This window comes from Ornithinibacillus salinisoli (assembly GCF_042684965.1).
Classification (GTDB): domain Bacteria; phylum Bacillota; class Bacilli; order Bacillales; family Amphibacillaceae; genus Ornithinibacillus; species Ornithinibacillus salinisoli.
On record NZ_JBHUMI010000014.1, the window covers coordinates 466,705 to 484,580 of the forward strand.

The following is a 17,876-nucleotide window of genomic DNA, read 5'->3' on the forward strand; positions in this document are numbered from 1 at the left end:
CTATATTCTATTCAGGATTTCATGAGTAATGACTTGGAAACATAATGACCTGTATACTTTATTCTCCTTCTGAATGAAATACCTATCTTACAGAAATAAAATGTATAAAGGAAATAACCGTTAATAATTATTGACATTATGTTAATTATACCTTACATTATGTTTATATTAATTAACATACTATTGAGAAGAGGAACTATAAATGCTTCATAATCGTGTAAGGGAACTTAGAGCTAGACATGGATTTTCACAATCTGAATTAGGTACACGCGTTGGTGTAACAAGACAAACGATTGGTTTTATTGAGAAAGGTGAATTTTCTCCATCAATTACATTGTCGCTACGTTTAGCTAAGCAATTGAAATTACCAGTGGACGAATTATTTTGGTTGGAAGGAGAGGATACTAATGAATAAAAATGATTTTCGAATACAGTTCCCACTATGGAATATTACCTTATATAGTATTTTAATCATTTGTTTTTATAGTATCGTACGAATTGTAGATTTAACGGTAAGTAATTTTGAAGGTGTCTTCACTTCTATTGGTGTCAATTGGTCCATGCTACCATTAAAATCATTCTTTATCGGATTCACTTTACTAATTATCTTCTTTATCGCTTATCTCACAAAATTGTATCGACATAATAAGGAAAACCCAAAGTCTAAAATGTATGCCTTCACAGTTCGTCCAAATGAATTTCTTGATGATGATGAAATGCTTCGTATTGTTACAAGAAATGCAACAAAAAAAGTATATATTTTGTATGTAAATGGACTTCCTTCCATCGTACTGCTTATGCTTTTACCTTTAGACCGCTTTGTATTTATTGCTGCTATTTTTCTTTTACTAATTATACAAAATGCCTTGTACTATCGTGAGATTCGTCAATATTTGTCTGGTGAGTATTCTCTAAATCTGGATTACTCTAAATCTGAAAATAAGAAACAAGGGATAAAGAATAGCAAATTACAGAAGCGGTTAGCAATAGTTGTTGGTGCTACGACTCTCCTCTTTCTTACAATTGGAGGGATTCGAATTCTACAAGTTCAAAGTAATCATAACTCCAACATGGAGAAAATCGAATCTTGTCTTGCTAACGAGGGAAACATGACATACGAGGGTGCCACAAGTATCTGGGGATTATCATCGGTTAGTTGTGAAATAGATTAATTTACTTCTCATAACAAAAGGAAAGCTCACTTTGTCAGCGAGCTTTCCTTTTCAGTTACATTTTTTCAGGTGCTGTAACACCCATTAGGTTAAGACCGTTTGCTAACGTAATTCTTACAGCTTTCATTAATGCAATACGTGCATTTGTTAATTCTAAGTGCTCCATATCCAGCACTTTTTCTGCATTGTAAAAGCTGTGAAGCAAGGATGCTAAGTCAAATACATATTGTGTCACTTTATGAGGGGTATGTTTTTCTGCAGCCTCCGCAATCATTTGTGGAAACTCCCCTAGTTTTTTCATTAGATCAAGTTCTTTTTCTGCTGTCAGTAGACTTTGATCAAACGTTTGATTAATGTCAATCCCTTTACTTTCCGCTTGTTTTAACATGGTACAGATACGAGCATGTGCGTACTGGACGTAAAATACGGGGTTATCATTGGACTGGGATCGTGCAAGCTCCACATCAAAATCGAGCTGTGAGTCATTCGAACGTGCCACAAAGAAATAACGAACAGCATCGACACCTACTTCATCCATTAATTCTCGTAAGGAAACAGCATTTCCCGTACGCTTACTCATACGAAGCTTTTCGCCATTTTCAAATAGGTTTACCATCTGAATGATTTTTACTTCCAATTTACCTGCTTCATAACCAAGTGCTTGAATAGCGGCTTTCATTCTTGGAATGTACCCGTGGTGATCTGCTCCCCAAACATTTATTAGTTTATTGAAACCACGGTTCAATTTATTTTGGTGGTATGCAATATCTGGAGTTAAATAGGTAAATGCTCCATCCTTTTTCTGTAAAACACGATCTTTATCATCACCAAAGTCTGTTGAACGGAACCATGTGGCACCATCTTCTTCATAAACATAGTTTGCGGCTTTTAATTTATCCAACACATCAGAGATTTCATCATTTTGATATAAACTTCTTTCTGAGAACCAGTTATCGAATTCTACTCGGAAGTCTTTTAAATCTTCTTCAATTTTACCAAGTTCATATTTTAATCCGTATTCTTTGAAAAAGGCTAAATGTTCTTCTTCTTCGGTATTTGCCCATTTATCACCGTGCTCTTCTGCTAAAGACTTTCCAATTTCAACAATATCGTCCCCGTGATAACCATCTTCGGGCATTTCGGCATCTTGTCCCAAAGCTTGCAAATAACGTGCATTTACGGAAAGTGCTAAGTTATCAATTTGATTTCCGGCGTCATTAATATAGTACTCCCGCTCGACATCATATCCAGCGGTTGCTAGTACATTACATAAAACATCCCCAAATGCTGCACCACGCGCATGTCCAAGATGTAAATCGCCTGTAGGATTTACCGAAACAAATTCTACTTGTACTTTTTCCCCTTTACCGAAGTCTGTTCTTCCATAATTTTCATTTGTCTCTAAAATCGTTGGAACAATATCGGTTAAGAAATCATTTTTCATGAAAAAATTAATAAAACCTGGTCCTGCAATTTCTACCTTTTCAATAGATGCTTTGGATTGATTTAGATTTGCCACAATATCATCTGCAATCTGTCTTGGTGCTTTTTTTGCAATTCGTGCTAACTGCATCGCTATATTCGTTGCAAAGTCACCGTGTGCTTTATCCTTTGGTTTTTCTAAAATAATTGTAGGAAGTTCTTCTTTTGATGCAAGTTCTGCTTGTATGACTGCGGCACCAATCTGTTCTTTTAATGTGTTTTCGGTTTGTGCCAATACGTTCATTGTGAATCCTCCTCGTCATAAGTTAACTCTAATGTATGTTTCCGTTCATCTTGTCCATTTAACTTTACTGTATAGTCAATCTTTAATCGACCAGCATTCGAAAGACCTAATGGTTGTGAGTGAATGGTATCCGTAAATGTTTCCATATGTATATTTCCATGTGGATGGCGAAAAACATTTTCTGTCGTTTGCTTTGTATGAAACTTCTGATGCATGGAAACTACACCAGACCGTTTGATACTCACTTTTCCTTGTTGGATGGTGATCATATTTTTTATTGTTCGCTCATCTTCCGTTTGTTCTTCAAAGGTGAGCACATCCAAATTATTCTTTTGGTAGTACGTTCCTTTTTGCTTCGTTTTACTGTATTCTTTATGTCCATTGTCATCAATGGTAGTGATAAGTTCTACCATTACTTGTCGATTCATGTTATCGCCTCTTCATATCATACGTATAATTTACTATTATAGCGATAATTGGCGTAAATTATCAATATGAAAATATTCTTTCCTGATGCCACCAACTTCAAACTTTTTTCGATTTATATATAAAGAGATAGAAGTTTAATTCTTAAACAGTTTTCCCATACTGAGAATAGAGGAATATCCTACAAAATTCAACATAAATGGAGATTACATTATGGGAAAACAGTTTCTTTCAAAAAAATTAACCAAATTTATCTTTAAATTCACTGTTGGAATTACGGTTTTAGGGGGGCTCTTTTTAGCAGGGATCTATTTATTTGCATTTCTACTTGGCCCACCTAATTTAACGAACGACGAGAATACGATTTATTATAGTGATAATGGTGAAGTTATTGGAGAAGAGCATGGTTTAGAAAATCGCTATTGGATTGGTTTGGAAGAAATGCCTCCTATATTAATTGATGCAACTATATTAACGGAAGATCAACGTTTCTTTAAACATCATGGATTTGATTTCCAACGTATCCTTGGTGCTGTTTTATCCGATTTAAAATCCTTCTCATTAAAGGAAGGTGCTAGCACTCTTTCCCAGCAGTATGCTAGAAATTTATTTTTATCCCATGAGAAAACTTGGTCTCGTAAACTAAAAGAAGCCTTTTATACAATTAGACTCGAAATGTTTTACTCAAAAGAAGAGATATTAGAAGGATATTTAAATACAGTCTATTATGGACATGGTGCATATGGAATTGAAACAGCTAGTGCATACTTTTTTAATAAATCAGCAAAGGATTTAACACTTGCAGAAGCTGCTATGCTTACTGGTGTTCCGAAAGGCCCTACCTATTACTCTCCTTTAAACGATGAGAAACGGGCAACAGATAGACAGCAACATATTCTTAAAAATATGTATGATAAAAACGTAATTACAGATGAAGAGTTCTATTTAGCTAAACGCGAGAACTTACAATACACGCAATCACTAGAATCTAAGAAAAAAAGTATTGGACCTTATTTTCAAGATACGGTTTTAAATGAAGCAGCAAACGTATTACAGCTTGATCATGAATCGATTCGTTCTGGAGGTTATGAAATTCATACGACGTTACATATTGATGCTCAAAAGGCATTAGAGGCTAGTGTATCTGAGACTATTCCGGACAACAGTGGTATTGAAGTAGGATCTGTTGCAATGGACCCATCAAATGGTGCAATACGCGCAATGGTCGGGGGAAGGGATTACAAAAAAAGTCCATTCAATCGTACAATCCAAGCCAAAAGAATGCCTGGTTCAACCTTTAAACCGTTTTTATATTATGCAGCACTCCACAATGGATATACGGCAAGTACAATGCTAATGAGTAAGCCAACAGCTTTTGAGTTGGAGGATGGTAACGTATATCAGCCAAGTAATTTTAATGACTATTATGCCTATGAACCGATAACACTCGCACAAGCTATTGCTCTTTCTGACAACGTTTATGCTGTTCGAACAAATATGTTTTTAGGTACAGAAACGTTAATTAATGCGGCGAAACAATTCGGTATCCAAAGTGAACTACCTGAAGTTCCCTCGTTAGCCTTAGGAACAGGCGCGGTTTCGGTGAAGGAAATGGTAACTGGATATGGCATGTTAGCAAATGGTGGGCATGATATTAACGGATATACGATTGATAAAATTGTTGATCGTGAAGGAAAAACGGTTTATCAAAGGGAAGAACCATCAAATAAGCTCGTCCTTGATCCAAAGAAGGCATTCATCTTGACCCAGCTGATGACTGGAATTTTTGATGAAGAGTTAAATGGCTATACGTCTGTTACAGGATCATCAGTCTCAAACCAACTTACAAGAACATACGCGGGTAAAACAGGTTCTACGAATACAGACAGCTGGATGATTGGTTTTAGCCCTAATTTAGTTGCTGGAGTATGGACAGGATACGATGATAATAGTAACATGGAGAACCCTTCGGAAAGATCTTATTCCAAGACCATTTGGGCAACATTTATGGAACAAGCACACGAAGGCTTATCAAAGGAACATTTTGATGCTCCAGCTGGACTTGTAGCAATTCCCGTCGATCCAGAAACAGGATTAAAAGCAACGCCCTATTGTGAGAAAAGTACTGTCATGTTTTTTGAAAAAGGAACGGAACCAGAATACCATTGTTTAGAGCATATGAATGATAATGAAGATGAATATGAAGATGATGGAGTAGTTGATAAGAAAGATGATAGAGGGTTGTTTGAGAAATGGTTCGATGTATTTTTTTGATTGACTGATGTTTGCTTGTGGGACGATGTTTCAGCGCGTGCGTCCGATGTTTCGGCGCGTCCGTCCGATGTTCGAGCGCGTCCGTCCGATGTTCGAGCGCGTCCGTCCGATGTTCGAGCGCGTCCGTCCGATGTTCGAGCGCGTCCGTCCGATGTTCGAGCGCGTGCGTCCGATGCTAGAGCGCGTCTGTCCGATGTTTCGGCGCGTGAGTCCGATGTCCACAATTGCATCCTAAAACAAAAGAAGCCGACTCTTACGTAAGGTCCGTCTTACGATCTGAGTCAGCTTCTTTTTTGTCCTAGTAATACATGAGTAAGCCCATGTATACATATTTTACAAACTTCCAATAAAAAGTACAACATTTCTGCTAAATATTCACGATTCAGTCACAAAATGTTCACGATTATATATACCGTGATATCCTTATTTTACCATTGTTTACTCGGGCAATGCGTGTTTCAATTCATCGGTAGAGTTTTCCCACATATCTGAATTGAAATCTGATAAGAATTCTCGGAGCAATTTCTTCGATTTCTCATCCATATGTTCCACAATTATTTGACCTTTTAGTGATTTTTCCATACGAGTTACATGCTCTGGCATGGACTTGTAAGCACGTTTTATCTCACGGTCCACACGGATTTCACATCCTGTTACACCTGCATAATACGGCCCTTTTTCATTTCGGTCCACATTTACCCAAACGATCCAGTACAGCTTTCCATTTGGAACCGCATCTTTATCAGGTAAAAACTTCACACGTCGTTCTACATCACTACGTGCGTGCATCGCACCCATGTCTACATATGCTTTGTTCTCATTTGGATCAACAATTACTGATGACATGTTTTCCAAGCTAACCGCACCAACACCATAGCCACCATGCCCATCATTGGAATCGTCTTTTATAATTGTAAATGAATTATTCTTCTTTTTATCTGAAGATTGATCTGAACTCATCACATGATCCTCCTTCTAACCTTATTACTGTGATACATTGTAGCATAAATAACAAGGGTTTTTCACGTATCCACTACCGATTATTGCAGTAAACCTTGATTTAACTCATCGATAAACTTCCACGCTTCAGAAATTTCATCTTCGCTGTAATTCTGTTTGGGTTTTACAACTTGGATTTTCTCTTCCACTTCAGGACGATTAAAGTCATTGAAATATAACATGGTCGATACCAATTCTAGAAACCGTGCACTTTTTCCATTCAACTTCACCACTTGTTCTTTATAATTAGGCATGTCCAATGCAAATTGATTTAAAAATTCCAGGCCATCATTGGTTATTTTATAATGATATTGATAATAATTGCTCTTTTCTTCTTTTTCTTCCTCAACAAAACCTAAATTACAAAGCTCTTCTATTCTGAGGGAAAGCTCCTCTGAATAGGGTCCATAAAAATGAAATTGATATTTTTCTTCAAACGGGACACCCAGTGATTGTAATATATAAACCATTTTTTGTAGTTTTTTTCTTCCAGTAACTTCCTTTGCTTTTAAAAAGAATTGCATTAGCTTGGCATGATTATTTAACATCAAATACATCTCCTTGACCATACAGTATTTCTTTTATTTCATTCGCTTTTTTCTTATCAGAGATTTTTTCTAAAATATCTTTTGGAAAGTATAATTTATGATCCGTACGTTTTTTACCGGAAATAGATTCAACAATTTCCGAATGTCTAGAAAGCTCCTTCAAGCTTCCATCAGGCATTAATAGGTGAATCGGCAATCTCTCTTCCTCTTCGCCAGGTCGATAAAAATCGTAAGGTAAATCAGAGGATGAATCTACAACAAGATAGTACTCTGGATCGACCCCTATTTCTAAAAATAATTTATGAAGCTTCATCCACTCATTCATTTGTTTATTCGGATTAAACTCGACATATTTGAATAGGCGACGGTTAATAAATCGTTCACAAAGATCCCTGATTATCTCGTCTTCTTCCTCCTGCCATAATTGAAAATAATAATGAACAATTCCTTCATCTAGCTTTAAATATTCATCCAAGGATACATCTCCTGAGAAAAAAGATAGAAAATGTGTGGGCTTTAATTTAAATTCATAGTTATTTTCGTATAATTCTTTTGCACGATGCAAAATTTTGGACAAAATTACTTCAGCGCTGCGTGTTACAGGATGGAAATAAACCTGCCAATACATTTGATAGCGACTCATAATGTAATCCTCTACTGCGTGCATTCCGGATGATTTAATTACTACTTGATCTTCTTTTGGTCGCATGACACGAAGTATTCGTTCCATGTCAAAATGGCCATAGCTTACCCCTGTAAAGTACGCATCACGTTGTAAGTAATCCATACGGTCCGCATCAATTTGACTAGAAATCAAACTAACTACCAATTTATCAGAATACGTTTTCCCGATCACATCGGCTACATCCTGGGAAAATCCAGGTCGAACACGTTCTAAAATTTTATGAACATATGTATCCCCCAAAATTATTTGTTGGGTAAAATATTCATGATCTAGCTTAAAAACTTTTTCAAAGGAGTGGGAGAATGGACCATGCCCTAGATCATGCAATAATGCTGCACACATGCAAAGTAAACGTTGGTCATTATTCCAATGCTCGCGATCTTTAAAATTATAAATAATTCGTCTTACTATTTCATAAACACCTAAGGAATGATTGAAGCGACTATGCTCTGCCCCATGGAATGTTAGGTTGGTTGTACCAAGTTGTTTAATTCTACGCAGTCGTTGAAATTCAGGAGTTGCAATTAAATCCCATATTACACGATCCCTTACATGGATATAGCGGTGAACAGGATCTTTAAATACCTTTTCTTCATTAAGTTGTTCATCTTTGTATGCCATTCTTTTTCAACCCGTTTCTTTTCGACGATTTTGTTATATTATATAATAGATACATTAGCGAAAAAAGACGTAATTTGTAACTTTTAAAGGAGATTGTCATGTTAAATTGGAAGGAAATCATACACCATACGACATTCAGATACATTGACCACACGAAAGAAAAATATTTTCATCACGTAGCAAACACTGCGATGTCATCCTTTGCGATTGATGATGCCTTAGCTACTTCAGTAAGTGATGGAGAATCGCCACCTACTGTGAGATTATGGATCCATCCCAAAACAATTGTTTTAGGAATTCCTGATGCACGACTCCCCTATATCGAGGATGGAGTTAAGCTTTTATCAGATGCTGGCTACCAGGTTGTTGTTCGAAATTCAGGAGGACTAGCAGTTGCCTTAGATGAAGGTGTGTTGAATCTTTCATTAGTATTACCTGGTGTCAAAGATTTATCTATCCATGCCTGCTATGAAGCGATGGTCAGCTTAATCCAATTCATGCTACGTGATCTGACAGAGGATATTAAAGCTTATGAAATTGTTGAATCTTACTGCCCGGGTGACTATGATTTAAGCATTGAAGGGAAAAAATTTGCTGGGATATCGCAGCGTCGCATTAAAGACGGTGCAGCTATTCAAATTTACTTAGACGTTGAAGGAAATAGCTTTGAACGAGCTTCATTAATTCAAGCGTTTTATAATACAAGTATGAAAGGCGAAAAAACAAAATTCACCTATCCAACTGTTAATCCTGAGGTGATGGGGTCGTTATCTGAGCTGCTAGCCCGTTCTATTTCCATTGATGAAATGAAGGAACGAGCGCATTCTGCTATAAAGGAATTAAGTGATCAGATTATAGATACAGCTTTTTCAGAGAAAGAGTTAACTGTTTTTCAGAAGCGCTATGAACAAATGGAAAAACGGAATGAACAAATTGGACAGATTATCAAATAACGCTAATTGCGATTAGCGTTATTCTTCTTTAAACCCCAACCATTTATAAAAAACGATAACCATCATTAATACAGCAACGACCACGATAGAAATTCCCAACAGACTAAAAAAGCTAAAAACAGCATCTGTTTGTTCAGGAGATGTGCTCCAGCTAGTTGCTTGCTGTGGTCTACTCCAAGATATTGCAATTTCTCTAGCATTCCAAACACCAATAAAATATATAATGTGTCCAACAACAAACAATGAGCCTGCACCAATAAGTCCTTTTCTAAACTTTTCTTTCATATGTACACCTACTCCCTCCATTCACTTACCACTAAATTACCATATATATCCTATGATTAAAATATATTTTGAAGGAATTCTTGGGCAACGTAATACCAAGCTACTTTTTCAACGGTAAGACCTTAATTCTTAGTTGATAGAATGCGAAGTAACTGCAACGTGTTTTCCGCTGCGGGCAGTCGCTTTCCGCGGGCACACGAAGAGGATACATGGATAGGAGAAGTATGGAAACGGACAATTCTTCCCTTATGTGTGACAAAATTGGGTAATAAAGGGGTTTAAAGGACATCTGTTCCGTTATTAACCGAAATGACAGGTATTCTGGTACGAATTAGAGCAAATAACGTACTTGATGTCCGATAACATTTTCAAATGAGATTATTTTACGAAATAAAGTACGCCATGTCCGTTCCGTTAAACCCCTACTCCTTCAAGGGAACTACTTGAGTAAACTTCTTTTTTCCCTTGCGTCGTGGAAGCCTAGTGCAAAGCATTACTAGAAGATGCAGGCGCACTTGTTTTGCGAGCGAGGAGGCTTATCGTGAGCCCGCAGGAATCCAAGTGTATTTCCGGATCGGTGAGCACTATGCTTCGCAGTCTATATCTGATTAGCAACAAAGTACGAAAATAACCCAAAAAGAAAAATCCAAACTGATTCATTCTAATTCAAGAATGAATCATCGTTTGGATTTTTCTTTGACTAAAACACTTTAGTCCCTGCTTCCAGAAACCTCAAGTTACTAAATTAGATTTTCTGCAAGCTTTTAATATTAATCTCAGGCAGATTACTCAGCCTGTGCTGCCGTTATCAAAGCTAAGTTAAATACATCTTCTGTGCTACAACCACGAGATAGATCGTTTACTGGTTTGTTCAATCCTTGTAATATTGGGCCAACTGCTTCAAATCCACCTAATCGTTGGGCGATTTTATAGCCAATATTTCCAGCTTCTAAGCTTGGGAAAATAAATACATTAGCATCCCCTTTAATTTCTGATTCAGGTGCTTTTTTCGCTGCTACACTAGGTACAAAGGCTGCATCAAATTGGAATTCACCATCGATAACAAGGGATGGGGCTTTTTCTTTCGCAATGTTGATTGCTTCTGCAACTTTATCCGTTTCCTCTGATTTCGCTGAGCCTTTTGTGGAAAAGCTTAGCATAGCAACACGTGGGTCGACCCCGAATAGTTTTCCAGTTTCAGCTGATCCAACTGCAATTTCTGCTAAATCATTGCTATCTGGCGCAATATTGATGGCACAATCAGCGAAAACATATTTTTCATCATTTCGAACCATAATGAATACACCTGAAGTCTTCTTAATACCTTCTTTCGTTTTAATTATTTGAAGAGCTGGACGAACCGTGTCAGCTGTTGAATGTGCCGCTCCACTAACAAGTCCATCTGCTTCATTCATATAAACAAGCATCGTTCCAAAGTAATTTTCATCGAGTAGAATCTTACGCGCATCCTCTTCGGTTGCTTTCCCTTTTCGGCGCTCTACAAATGTATTTACCATATCTTCAATTTTTTCATAATCATTCGGATTAATAATCTTACAATCTGTTAAGACAACGTTCAATTCTGTAGCTTTTTGCTCTATTTGTTGTTGGTCACCAATAAGGATTGGTGTTAAGATTCCTTCTGCACTTAACTTACTTGCTGCTGTTAGAATTCGTTCATCTAAACCTTCTGGAAATACGACCGTTTTATTCGAACCTTTTATCTTAGCTGTTAATTCATCAAATAAGTTACTCATAAAAAATACCTCCAATTATTCTATGTCCATAATATGTATCAACTTATGAAATTTTAGCCATGTCCATAACAGATCATAGTATATTTCTCGACATAGGGAAAGAAATGACACTTAGCATTTTTTGACAAATTGATGACATTACCCTTCCAAGTAGAATGAAATTTCGCCAAGACCTTGTTATATCAACATTTTCCTCGTTCTGAGTATAAGTGCTTCCTCGTGATTAACATTCCCTTATTGTGATATAGTAAAGACATAATCGTACTTATACAATGAAGGAGAGATACATAATGGTAGAAGCTGTCGAAACAATGGATGGTTGGTATAGCCTCCATGACTTACGTACAATTGATTGGGACTCATGGAAATTGGCATCTGATGCAGAGCGCCAAGAAGCTATCGGAAGCTTTGAGAAACTAGTTACGAAATGGGATGCTGTTGAAGAAGCTAAGAATGGCAGTCATGCGATGTACAAAGTAGTTGGTCAAAAAGCAGACTTAATGTTCATGTTCTTACGGCCAACGATGGACGAGCTTAGTGAACTAGAAACAGAATTCAACAAATCAAAATTCGCTGAATTTTTACAGCCTGCACATTCCTATGTTTCCATTATTGAGTTATCGAAATACCGACCTGCTAAAGATGGTGTAGATCCAGAAACCTTACCAGAAACTCAAGCTCGATTAAAACCAATTCTTCCAAAGTGGGAGCATATTTGTTTCTATCCTATGGACAGACGCCGCCAAGGAGAAGAAAACTGGTATACGTTAGAAAAAGACGTACGTGGGAAACTACTTTATGAACATAGCATGACAGGACGTAAGTATGCGAATAAAATTAAACAGTTCATTACCGGTTCTATTGGTCTTGATAACTGGGAATGGGGCGTTACACTATTTGCTCATGACCCGTTAGAATTCAAAAAAATTGTTTATGAAATGCGTTTCGATGAAGTAAGCTCCAAATATGGTGAGTTTGGCGAATTCTTCGTTGGAAATATTCTTAAAAAAGAAGACATTCCATCCTACTTACACGTGTAGGAACATCCCCAAAGACTTTCTGTTAAAACAGAGAGTCTTTTTTCATATTCTTTCTTTCTAGAACATAACATGTAGTACTGTCCTAAAAAAACATTCTACTTTGTCCTTTTTCCCAAAAATCTGTCATCTATTCGCCCATGTTTGCATACATATAACCTGAGTAAACTTTGCATCAAGATATACAGAATTGCGGTGTATTACAAATTTCTGGTGGATTTGAGGCAACACAAAAACGCTACATTTATCAAGGAGCTCACATATCGAGATAACAACTTGTACGTAGAGTTTTAAAGGGGTAACGCTACCACCCTTCAATCTATTCACTGTAGTTTTTTCAGGCAAAACGGAAATTGCCTGACATAATGGGTTTATCCAGTGGAGTTCTGGAAAATATAAATTACGTTGTTTTTTCACCTACTTCCGCTGATTGCCCAGGTGTATTTTAAGTCGTTCTTCAGGTAACTGATAATTTATACAGTAGCCTGTGAACCATACCTATGATGCAATAATTATAAGGAGGATTTATATATGAGTGAAAGCCAAGAAAAAAATCAAAGTCAACCGTACGCCAATTCACAGTATCCTTACTATTATTTTCCACAAACATCTCCAGCATTCTACCCAGCATACAATTACCGTCAATTTCAATACCCTCAGACACAGCAACAACAGCCAACGCAGCAGCAACCACAACAGCCTTTGCAACAGCAACAGCAGCAACAAGCGCCAGATGTACCTGGTATGTTGCCGTTACAACAATCGTATATAGAAAATATTTTACGATTAAATCGTGGTAAACAAGCGACTGTTTATATGACATTTGAACAAAATCAAGAATGGAATGCAAAGAAATTTAGAGGTGTGATAGAAGCAGCTGGTAGAGATCACATTATACTGAGTGATCCCCAAACAGGTAAACGCTACTTATTATTAATGGTTTATCTTGATTATGTGACATTTGATGAAGAGTTAAATTATGAATATCCATATGGTGCTACGGGAAATCAATTTTCAAACTACCAACCTAGATAAATTGAAATGTAAATAAGAGGATGGTACACTTCTGTACCATCCTCATTTATTCACTATTAAGTGGGGCGATTTTATGCGACATCCTTATGAAAAATTCATTATTGGCGAATTGGCTTCTATCGGACTGGCTATTATTTTAGGATTAATAGCCATCATTCAAGGTTTATTAATTTTAATCATATTAAGCTTTTATTTAATAGCTGTTAGTTTATTATGTGACGGTCTAATTGCCTTGCATACATTTAACCAAGTACACGCCAGTAAACAATTTGTCCGTGCATTAGTAATTTTTTTACTAGCTACATTTTGTTTAATTGCTCTATAGAAATTTGATAACAACATAGCCCAGTAGTATCCATCCGATTAAAAATGCGACACCACCTAATGGCGTAATCATGGCAAATGTTTTTAGACCTGAAACGGAATATATATATAAACTACCTGAGAACAGTAAAATGCCAAGGAAGAATAGCCACCCTGCCCACATCATACCGACACTCTCTATTCTTGCAATTAGTAAACCTACTACAAACAAGGCCATCGTGTGGAACATTTGATAGTTTACCGCTTTTTCCCATGTTTTTAAAGCTTTTTCCGAAAGTTTGCCTTCTAAACCATGTGCACCAAATGCGCCCAAAGCAACTGCCAAAAACCCGTTAATAGCTCCAAGCACTAGAAATAATTTCATGTGTATCTCCCCTTATTAAAAATCAAAAATGGATTTTCCATTTGCATCATTTTCCTCTAAACGAGATGTTTTTTGAAAAGACTGTTGCTTTCTCGTTTCACCAAGCATTGCTTTCATTTCTTCAGGACTAATCTCTTCTTTACTAACTTCTGATGAAGAATCGCTCTCTGCTAAAAATAAATCACAGAGTAAACGCACATGTTCCATATGCTTGACTATCTCTGTCTGGCTTTGTTGTTGTTTTGCTTGTTGTAATTCCTGTATCATTTTTTGGATAATTGTTTCATTAGCTATAGCCATGATGACAACTCCTTCTTTATAAATAGAACTTGCTTAAGTATATCATTTTTTTATGAGGAAGAAATGTATTTCGATTTTATTAAACACTAAAAAAGCCTTGATTGGCATGTTGCCAAGGCTTTAAGATTTTCTCGTATCCCATGAGTAAGATTTTAAGCGAGGAATAGCTTTACTACCTCTTTGGTAACATTAAAGAACATAACAAAAGAATCACGGTCCTGCATGTGATTACAATCCATTCTTATTTTTCTTGTTTTGTAACTACATCAGCTTATACATTTGTTATTTCTTTTTTCCTCCACATAGCGCTTAAAAACCCATTGCAAAAATTCAACTTCTTTCTGTTTAAGCTTTCGCCCCAATTTTCTCTCTGTATCCGTGCATAATTGCAAAAAGTTCATACGCTATAGTCCTCCTCTACTACAATGTAAATCTACTCTGTACGTTATATTGTACATTCATTTTCCAATGTAATCAATACAATAACTTAAAATATTTGAAAATAACTGATTAATTTATCAAATTTTATAATTTATCGTAATTTCCACGTTGATTTTGGGTTATTTTAAGGTAAAATATATATAGAATGAGATAGTCAAGGCATAGCGTGTACATATTTATTGATTTTGACACATATATATACATGATTTATAATTTTATAGTTAGATGAAATGAACATACCACTTTATACATATTTTTAACGTAATGTGAATGAATTACATAGTTCCGTTACTAAGTAACTTCAAAGGAGGAGTCACATGCAAAGAAATAATTATTCATTTGGAGAACATATTAAGTTTATTCTCCCATCTTTAGTCGGTATTCTATTATTTATTACCCCAGTAAATACAGATGATGGTTATACGATTCCAATTGCACTATTAGCGAATTGGGTAGAAGGTATATTAGAAAATCAATTATCACTCATTATGTTAATTATCATATCTATTACAGCGATATTAACGTTACTAGCTAAACTAAGACCAACACTTTTCGAACGAACCCCATTTTTTCAGAGCTTATTTTATACGAGTGCGTTTTGGACGATCACTAGAGTTGTAGCTGCTATCTTTGCAGTAATGGTTTTTTTCCAAATTGGGCCAGAGGCTGTACATGGGGAAGCAACAGGTCAGTTACTACTCGGTGATTTACTACATGTACTTTTTGCCGTATTTTTATTTGCTGGATTATTTTTACCATTACTGATGAACTTTGGATTATTGGAAATGTTTGGTACATTAATGACAAAGGTTATGCGACCGTTATTTAATTTGCCTGGTCGCTCATCGATTGATTCTTTAGCATCATGGATTGGTGATGGTACGATTGGTGTATTATTAACGAGTAAGCAATACGAAGAAGGTTATTATACAAAACGAGAAGCAGCTGTTATCGGTACTACGTTTTCCGTTGTTTCGATTACATTTACACTCGTAGTTATTTCCGAGGTAGAACTTGAGCATATGTTTCTTCCATTTTATGCAACAGTTCTTGTGGCTGGCTTAGTTGCAGCTCTAATTATGCCCCGGATTCCACCACTTTCTAGAAAAGCAGATTCATATGTGAATGAAAAAGCTACAGGAATAAAGGAAGAAATCCCTGCTGGTCATAATACATTTACATTTGGCTACCAAAAAGCGATTGAACGTAGCCGAAAGGAAACGAGTGTCTATAAGTTCTTTAAAGAAGGTGGACAAAATGTTCTAGACATGTGGATGGGTGTAGCGCCTGTTGTTATGGCATTCGGATTGATTGCCTTAATGATTGCGGATAATACGCCTCTATTCCAATGGCTCGGAATGCCTTTTATCCCATTACTAGAACTCATGCAAGTACCGTTTGCTGAAGAAGCCTCGCAAACAATCTTAATTGGTTTTGCTGACATGTTCTTACCTGCAATACTGGCTGCACCAATCGAGGCAGAGATTACCCGCTTTATTATTGCAGCATTATCCGTTACACAGTTAATTTACATGTCAGAAGTTGGTGGACTATTACTCGGTTCCAAAGTTCCCGTATCATTTAAAGATTTATTAATTATTTTCTTACTAAGAACACTTATAACATTACCGATTATTGTGTTTATTGCACATATGTTGTTTTAATCATTAAAATAGTAAGAATTCCTATTAAAAAAAGGTATCCAAACGAGGATGCCTTTTTTATCCATTTCACAGTCTCATGTCACTAAGAATAACTATTGCGTTGTACATAAAACAAACCACCCTTTTTTAGGTGGTTTGTTTACTTGAATCTATTCTATATTTAAGGGGGGTACTATAATAATATACGTAATGAATCTCATTTTAGTTTCATTTTTTACGAACTTTTTTTAAATTCTTTCGTTATTACTGATTACATATTTTTTCAGAATAGTTGCTTTTCCTTCAATAAACGGCTGACTGATTCCTTGTATCGGGCGACTTGATAAAACAAGTACAATGACTGCTGATATAACTGCAAGCCCAAATAAATCAATCACTCCTTCGACATAAAACATCTCGCCCTGACGGAAATATTGAATGAATATTCCGTGCAATAAATAAACGTACAACGTTCTTGTACCTAATGCGGTAAGTTTAAATTGTCGCGTTGGTATCCACGTCAATACACTTACTGCCATAATTGCAGATGTAATATATACAAGTAATCGTGCCAATCCACCATATTCTGGCATCCCTAAATCACCATATGACTTTGAGGCAAGCAGCCATCCAGAGTTAAATTCTGGTGCATAATAGATTGCCAGTAATACAACCGACATAACGACAATTGATGCTATTCTAATACTCCTTCGCTTCAACCACATCATGTGATCTTGTGTAACAAGATATCCAAGCAGGAAAAAAGGGAAAAAGACAAAGGTCCGAGATAAGCTGAATGAATGACCTATTTCAGAAAAGTAACCAACAACCAAACCGATTGTAACAGCTAGTGTAACACTATATATGGCAGGGATTTTCTTAAACCAATGAAGTAAAATATGCCAGCAAAATAAACTAAATAAAAACCATAATGACCAATGTGGATGAAATAGATCAGTTAACCAGCCTGATTTACCAATATAAAAATAATAAAAAGAATAGATTAACTGAAAAATGAGATATGGTAATAATAATTTTCTTGCTAGCTTTATCAGGTAATCCATATTACCTGATCCCTTAGCAAAAAATCCCGCTAAAAATATAAAGGCAGGCATATGGAACGTATATATCCACATGTAAAGTGTATTTACGCCTGTCGATTCGACGGTAAACGGTTGAATAACGTGACCAAAAACAACTAAAAAAATCAAAAATAATTTTGCATTATCAAAATATGGACTTCTCTTCATGATGTTCACCCTTTTTATATGAAATCCTTCCGGTAA

At 36.2% G+C, this 17,876-nt stretch carries 18 protein-coding genes; 8 read left to right on the plus strand and 10 right to left on the minus strand.

Translation table 11 applies throughout. From position 1 onward, the window contains the following. The first annotated feature begins 202 nt into the window (after positions 1-202). Positions 203-415 (plus strand): helix-turn-helix transcriptional regulator, encoded by a 213-nt coding sequence (locus ACFSTA_RS09480; protein ID WP_377556384.1) that lies wholly within the window; start codon positions 203-205, stop codon positions 413-415. Then, positions 408-1,172 carry a hypothetical protein gene (locus ACFSTA_RS09485; RefSeq protein ID WP_377556385.1) on the plus strand — a complete coding sequence of 255 codons (765 nt, stop codon included), beginning with the start codon at positions 408-410 and terminating at the stop codon, positions 1,170-1,172. Before ACFSTA_RS09480 ends, ACFSTA_RS09485 begins: the two co-directional genes overlap by 8 nt. Positions 1,173-1,227: 55 nt before the next feature. Here the strand turns inward: ACFSTA_RS09485 and argS are convergent, their stop codons facing one another. Further along, a complete protein-coding gene (argS, locus tag ACFSTA_RS09490; RefSeq protein ID WP_377556386.1) occupies positions 1,228-2,898 on the minus strand; it encodes an arginine--tRNA ligase in 1,671 nt (556 codons plus the stop codon). Then, entirely contained in the window at positions 2,895-3,326 is a 432-nt protein-coding gene (locus ACFSTA_RS09495) for a DUF1934 domain-containing protein (protein WP_377556387.1), read from the minus strand. The genes argS and ACFSTA_RS09495 overlap by 4 nt, the downstream gene beginning before the upstream one ends. Positions 3,327-3,537: 211 nt before the next feature. On the opposite strand from ACFSTA_RS09495, the gene ACFSTA_RS09500 reads away from it, so the two are divergent. Further along, positions 3,538-5,598, plus strand: coding sequence for a transglycosylase domain-containing protein (locus ACFSTA_RS09500; protein WP_377556388.1), 2,061 nt, complete (start codon positions 3,538-3,540; stop codon positions 5,596-5,598). Positions 5,599-6,036: 438 nt separating this feature from the next. On the opposite strand, the gene ACFSTA_RS09505 is transcribed toward ACFSTA_RS09500, so the two are convergent. From ACFSTA_RS09505 to ACFSTA_RS09515, 3 genes are all read right to left on the minus strand, one after another. After that, positions 6,037-6,558 carry a YwhD family protein gene (locus tag ACFSTA_RS09505; RefSeq protein WP_377556389.1) on the minus strand — a complete coding sequence of 174 codons (522 nt, stop codon included), beginning with the start codon at positions 6,556-6,558 and terminating at the stop codon, positions 6,037-6,039. An 80-nt stretch (positions 6,559-6,638) separates the two neighbouring features. Further along, positions 6,639-7,145, minus strand: a complete 507-nt coding sequence (locus ACFSTA_RS09510; RefSeq protein ID WP_377556390.1) for a YwgA family protein — start codon at positions 7,143-7,145, stop codon at positions 6,639-6,641. Then, the gene (locus ACFSTA_RS09515) at positions 7,135-8,451 is read right to left on the minus strand and encodes an HD domain-containing protein (RefSeq protein WP_377556391.1); all 1,317 of its coding nucleotides are present in this window, start codon (positions 8,449-8,451) and stop codon (positions 7,135-7,137) included. Before ACFSTA_RS09515 ends, ACFSTA_RS09510 begins: the two co-directional genes overlap by 11 nt. A 98-nt stretch (positions 8,452-8,549) precedes the next feature. Between ACFSTA_RS09515 and ACFSTA_RS09520 the strand changes: the two genes are divergently transcribed. Continuing rightward, positions 8,550-9,404 carry a lipoate--protein ligase family protein gene (locus ACFSTA_RS09520; RefSeq protein ID WP_377556392.1) on the plus strand — a complete coding sequence of 285 codons (855 nt, stop codon included), beginning with the start codon at positions 8,550-8,552 and terminating at the stop codon, positions 9,402-9,404. An 18-nt stretch (positions 9,405-9,422) separates the two neighbouring features. On the opposite strand, the gene ACFSTA_RS09525 is transcribed toward ACFSTA_RS09520, so the two are convergent. Beyond that, on the minus strand, positions 9,423-9,689 hold the full coding sequence (locus ACFSTA_RS09525; protein WP_377556393.1) for a hypothetical protein: 267 nt from the start codon (positions 9,687-9,689) through the stop codon (positions 9,423-9,425). 785 nt (positions 9,690-10,474) lie between these two features. Beyond that, complete coding sequence (gene pta, locus ACFSTA_RS09530) at positions 10,475-11,446, minus strand: phosphate acetyltransferase (RefSeq protein ID WP_377556394.1); 972 nt, start codon at positions 11,444-11,446, stop codon at positions 10,475-10,477. Between the two features lie 290 nt (positions 11,447-11,736). Between pta and hemQ the strand changes: the two genes are divergently transcribed. The 3 genes from hemQ to ACFSTA_RS09545 all read left to right on the plus strand — a co-directional run bounded on the left by hemQ (position 11,737) and on the right by ACFSTA_RS09545 (position 13,843). Continuing rightward, entirely contained in the window at positions 11,737-12,486 is a 750-nt protein-coding gene (hemQ, locus tag ACFSTA_RS09535) for a hydrogen peroxide-dependent heme synthase (RefSeq protein ID WP_377556395.1), read from the plus strand. A gap of 528 nt (positions 12,487-13,014) precedes the next feature. Then, on the plus strand, positions 13,015-13,518 hold the full coding sequence (gene gerQ / locus ACFSTA_RS09540) for a spore coat protein GerQ (RefSeq protein WP_377556396.1): 504 nt from the start codon (positions 13,015-13,017) through the stop codon (positions 13,516-13,518). 73 nt (positions 13,519-13,591) lie between these two features. Then, positions 13,592-13,843, plus strand: coding sequence for a hypothetical protein (locus ACFSTA_RS09545; RefSeq protein ID WP_377556398.1), 252 nt, complete (start codon positions 13,592-13,594; stop codon positions 13,841-13,843). Here ACFSTA_RS09545 and ACFSTA_RS09550 read toward each other — a convergent pair. Further along, positions 13,838-14,206 carry a DUF423 domain-containing protein gene (locus ACFSTA_RS09550; protein ID WP_377556399.1) on the minus strand — a complete coding sequence of 123 codons (369 nt, stop codon included), beginning with the start codon at positions 14,204-14,206 and terminating at the stop codon, positions 13,838-13,840. The two genes, ACFSTA_RS09545 and ACFSTA_RS09550, sit on opposite strands and share 6 nt — an antisense overlap. A gap of 15 nt (positions 14,207-14,221) precedes the next feature. Next, positions 14,222-14,506: a YwdI family protein gene (locus ACFSTA_RS09555; protein WP_377556400.1), complete on the minus strand. Its 285-nt coding sequence runs from the start codon at positions 14,504-14,506 to the stop codon at positions 14,222-14,224. Positions 14,507-15,264: 758 nt separating this feature from the next. On the opposite strand from ACFSTA_RS09555, the gene ACFSTA_RS09560 reads away from it, so the two are divergent. Further along, positions 15,265-16,611, plus strand: a complete 1,347-nt coding sequence (locus ACFSTA_RS09560; protein ID WP_377556401.1) for a YjiH family protein — start codon at positions 15,265-15,267, stop codon at positions 16,609-16,611. A gap of 227 nt (positions 16,612-16,838) precedes the next feature. On the opposite strand, the gene ACFSTA_RS09565 is transcribed toward ACFSTA_RS09560, so the two are convergent. Then, entirely contained in the window at positions 16,839-17,840 is a 1,002-nt protein-coding gene (locus ACFSTA_RS09565) for an acyltransferase family protein (protein WP_377556402.1), read from the minus strand. Positions 17,841-17,876: the final 36 nt, after the last annotated feature.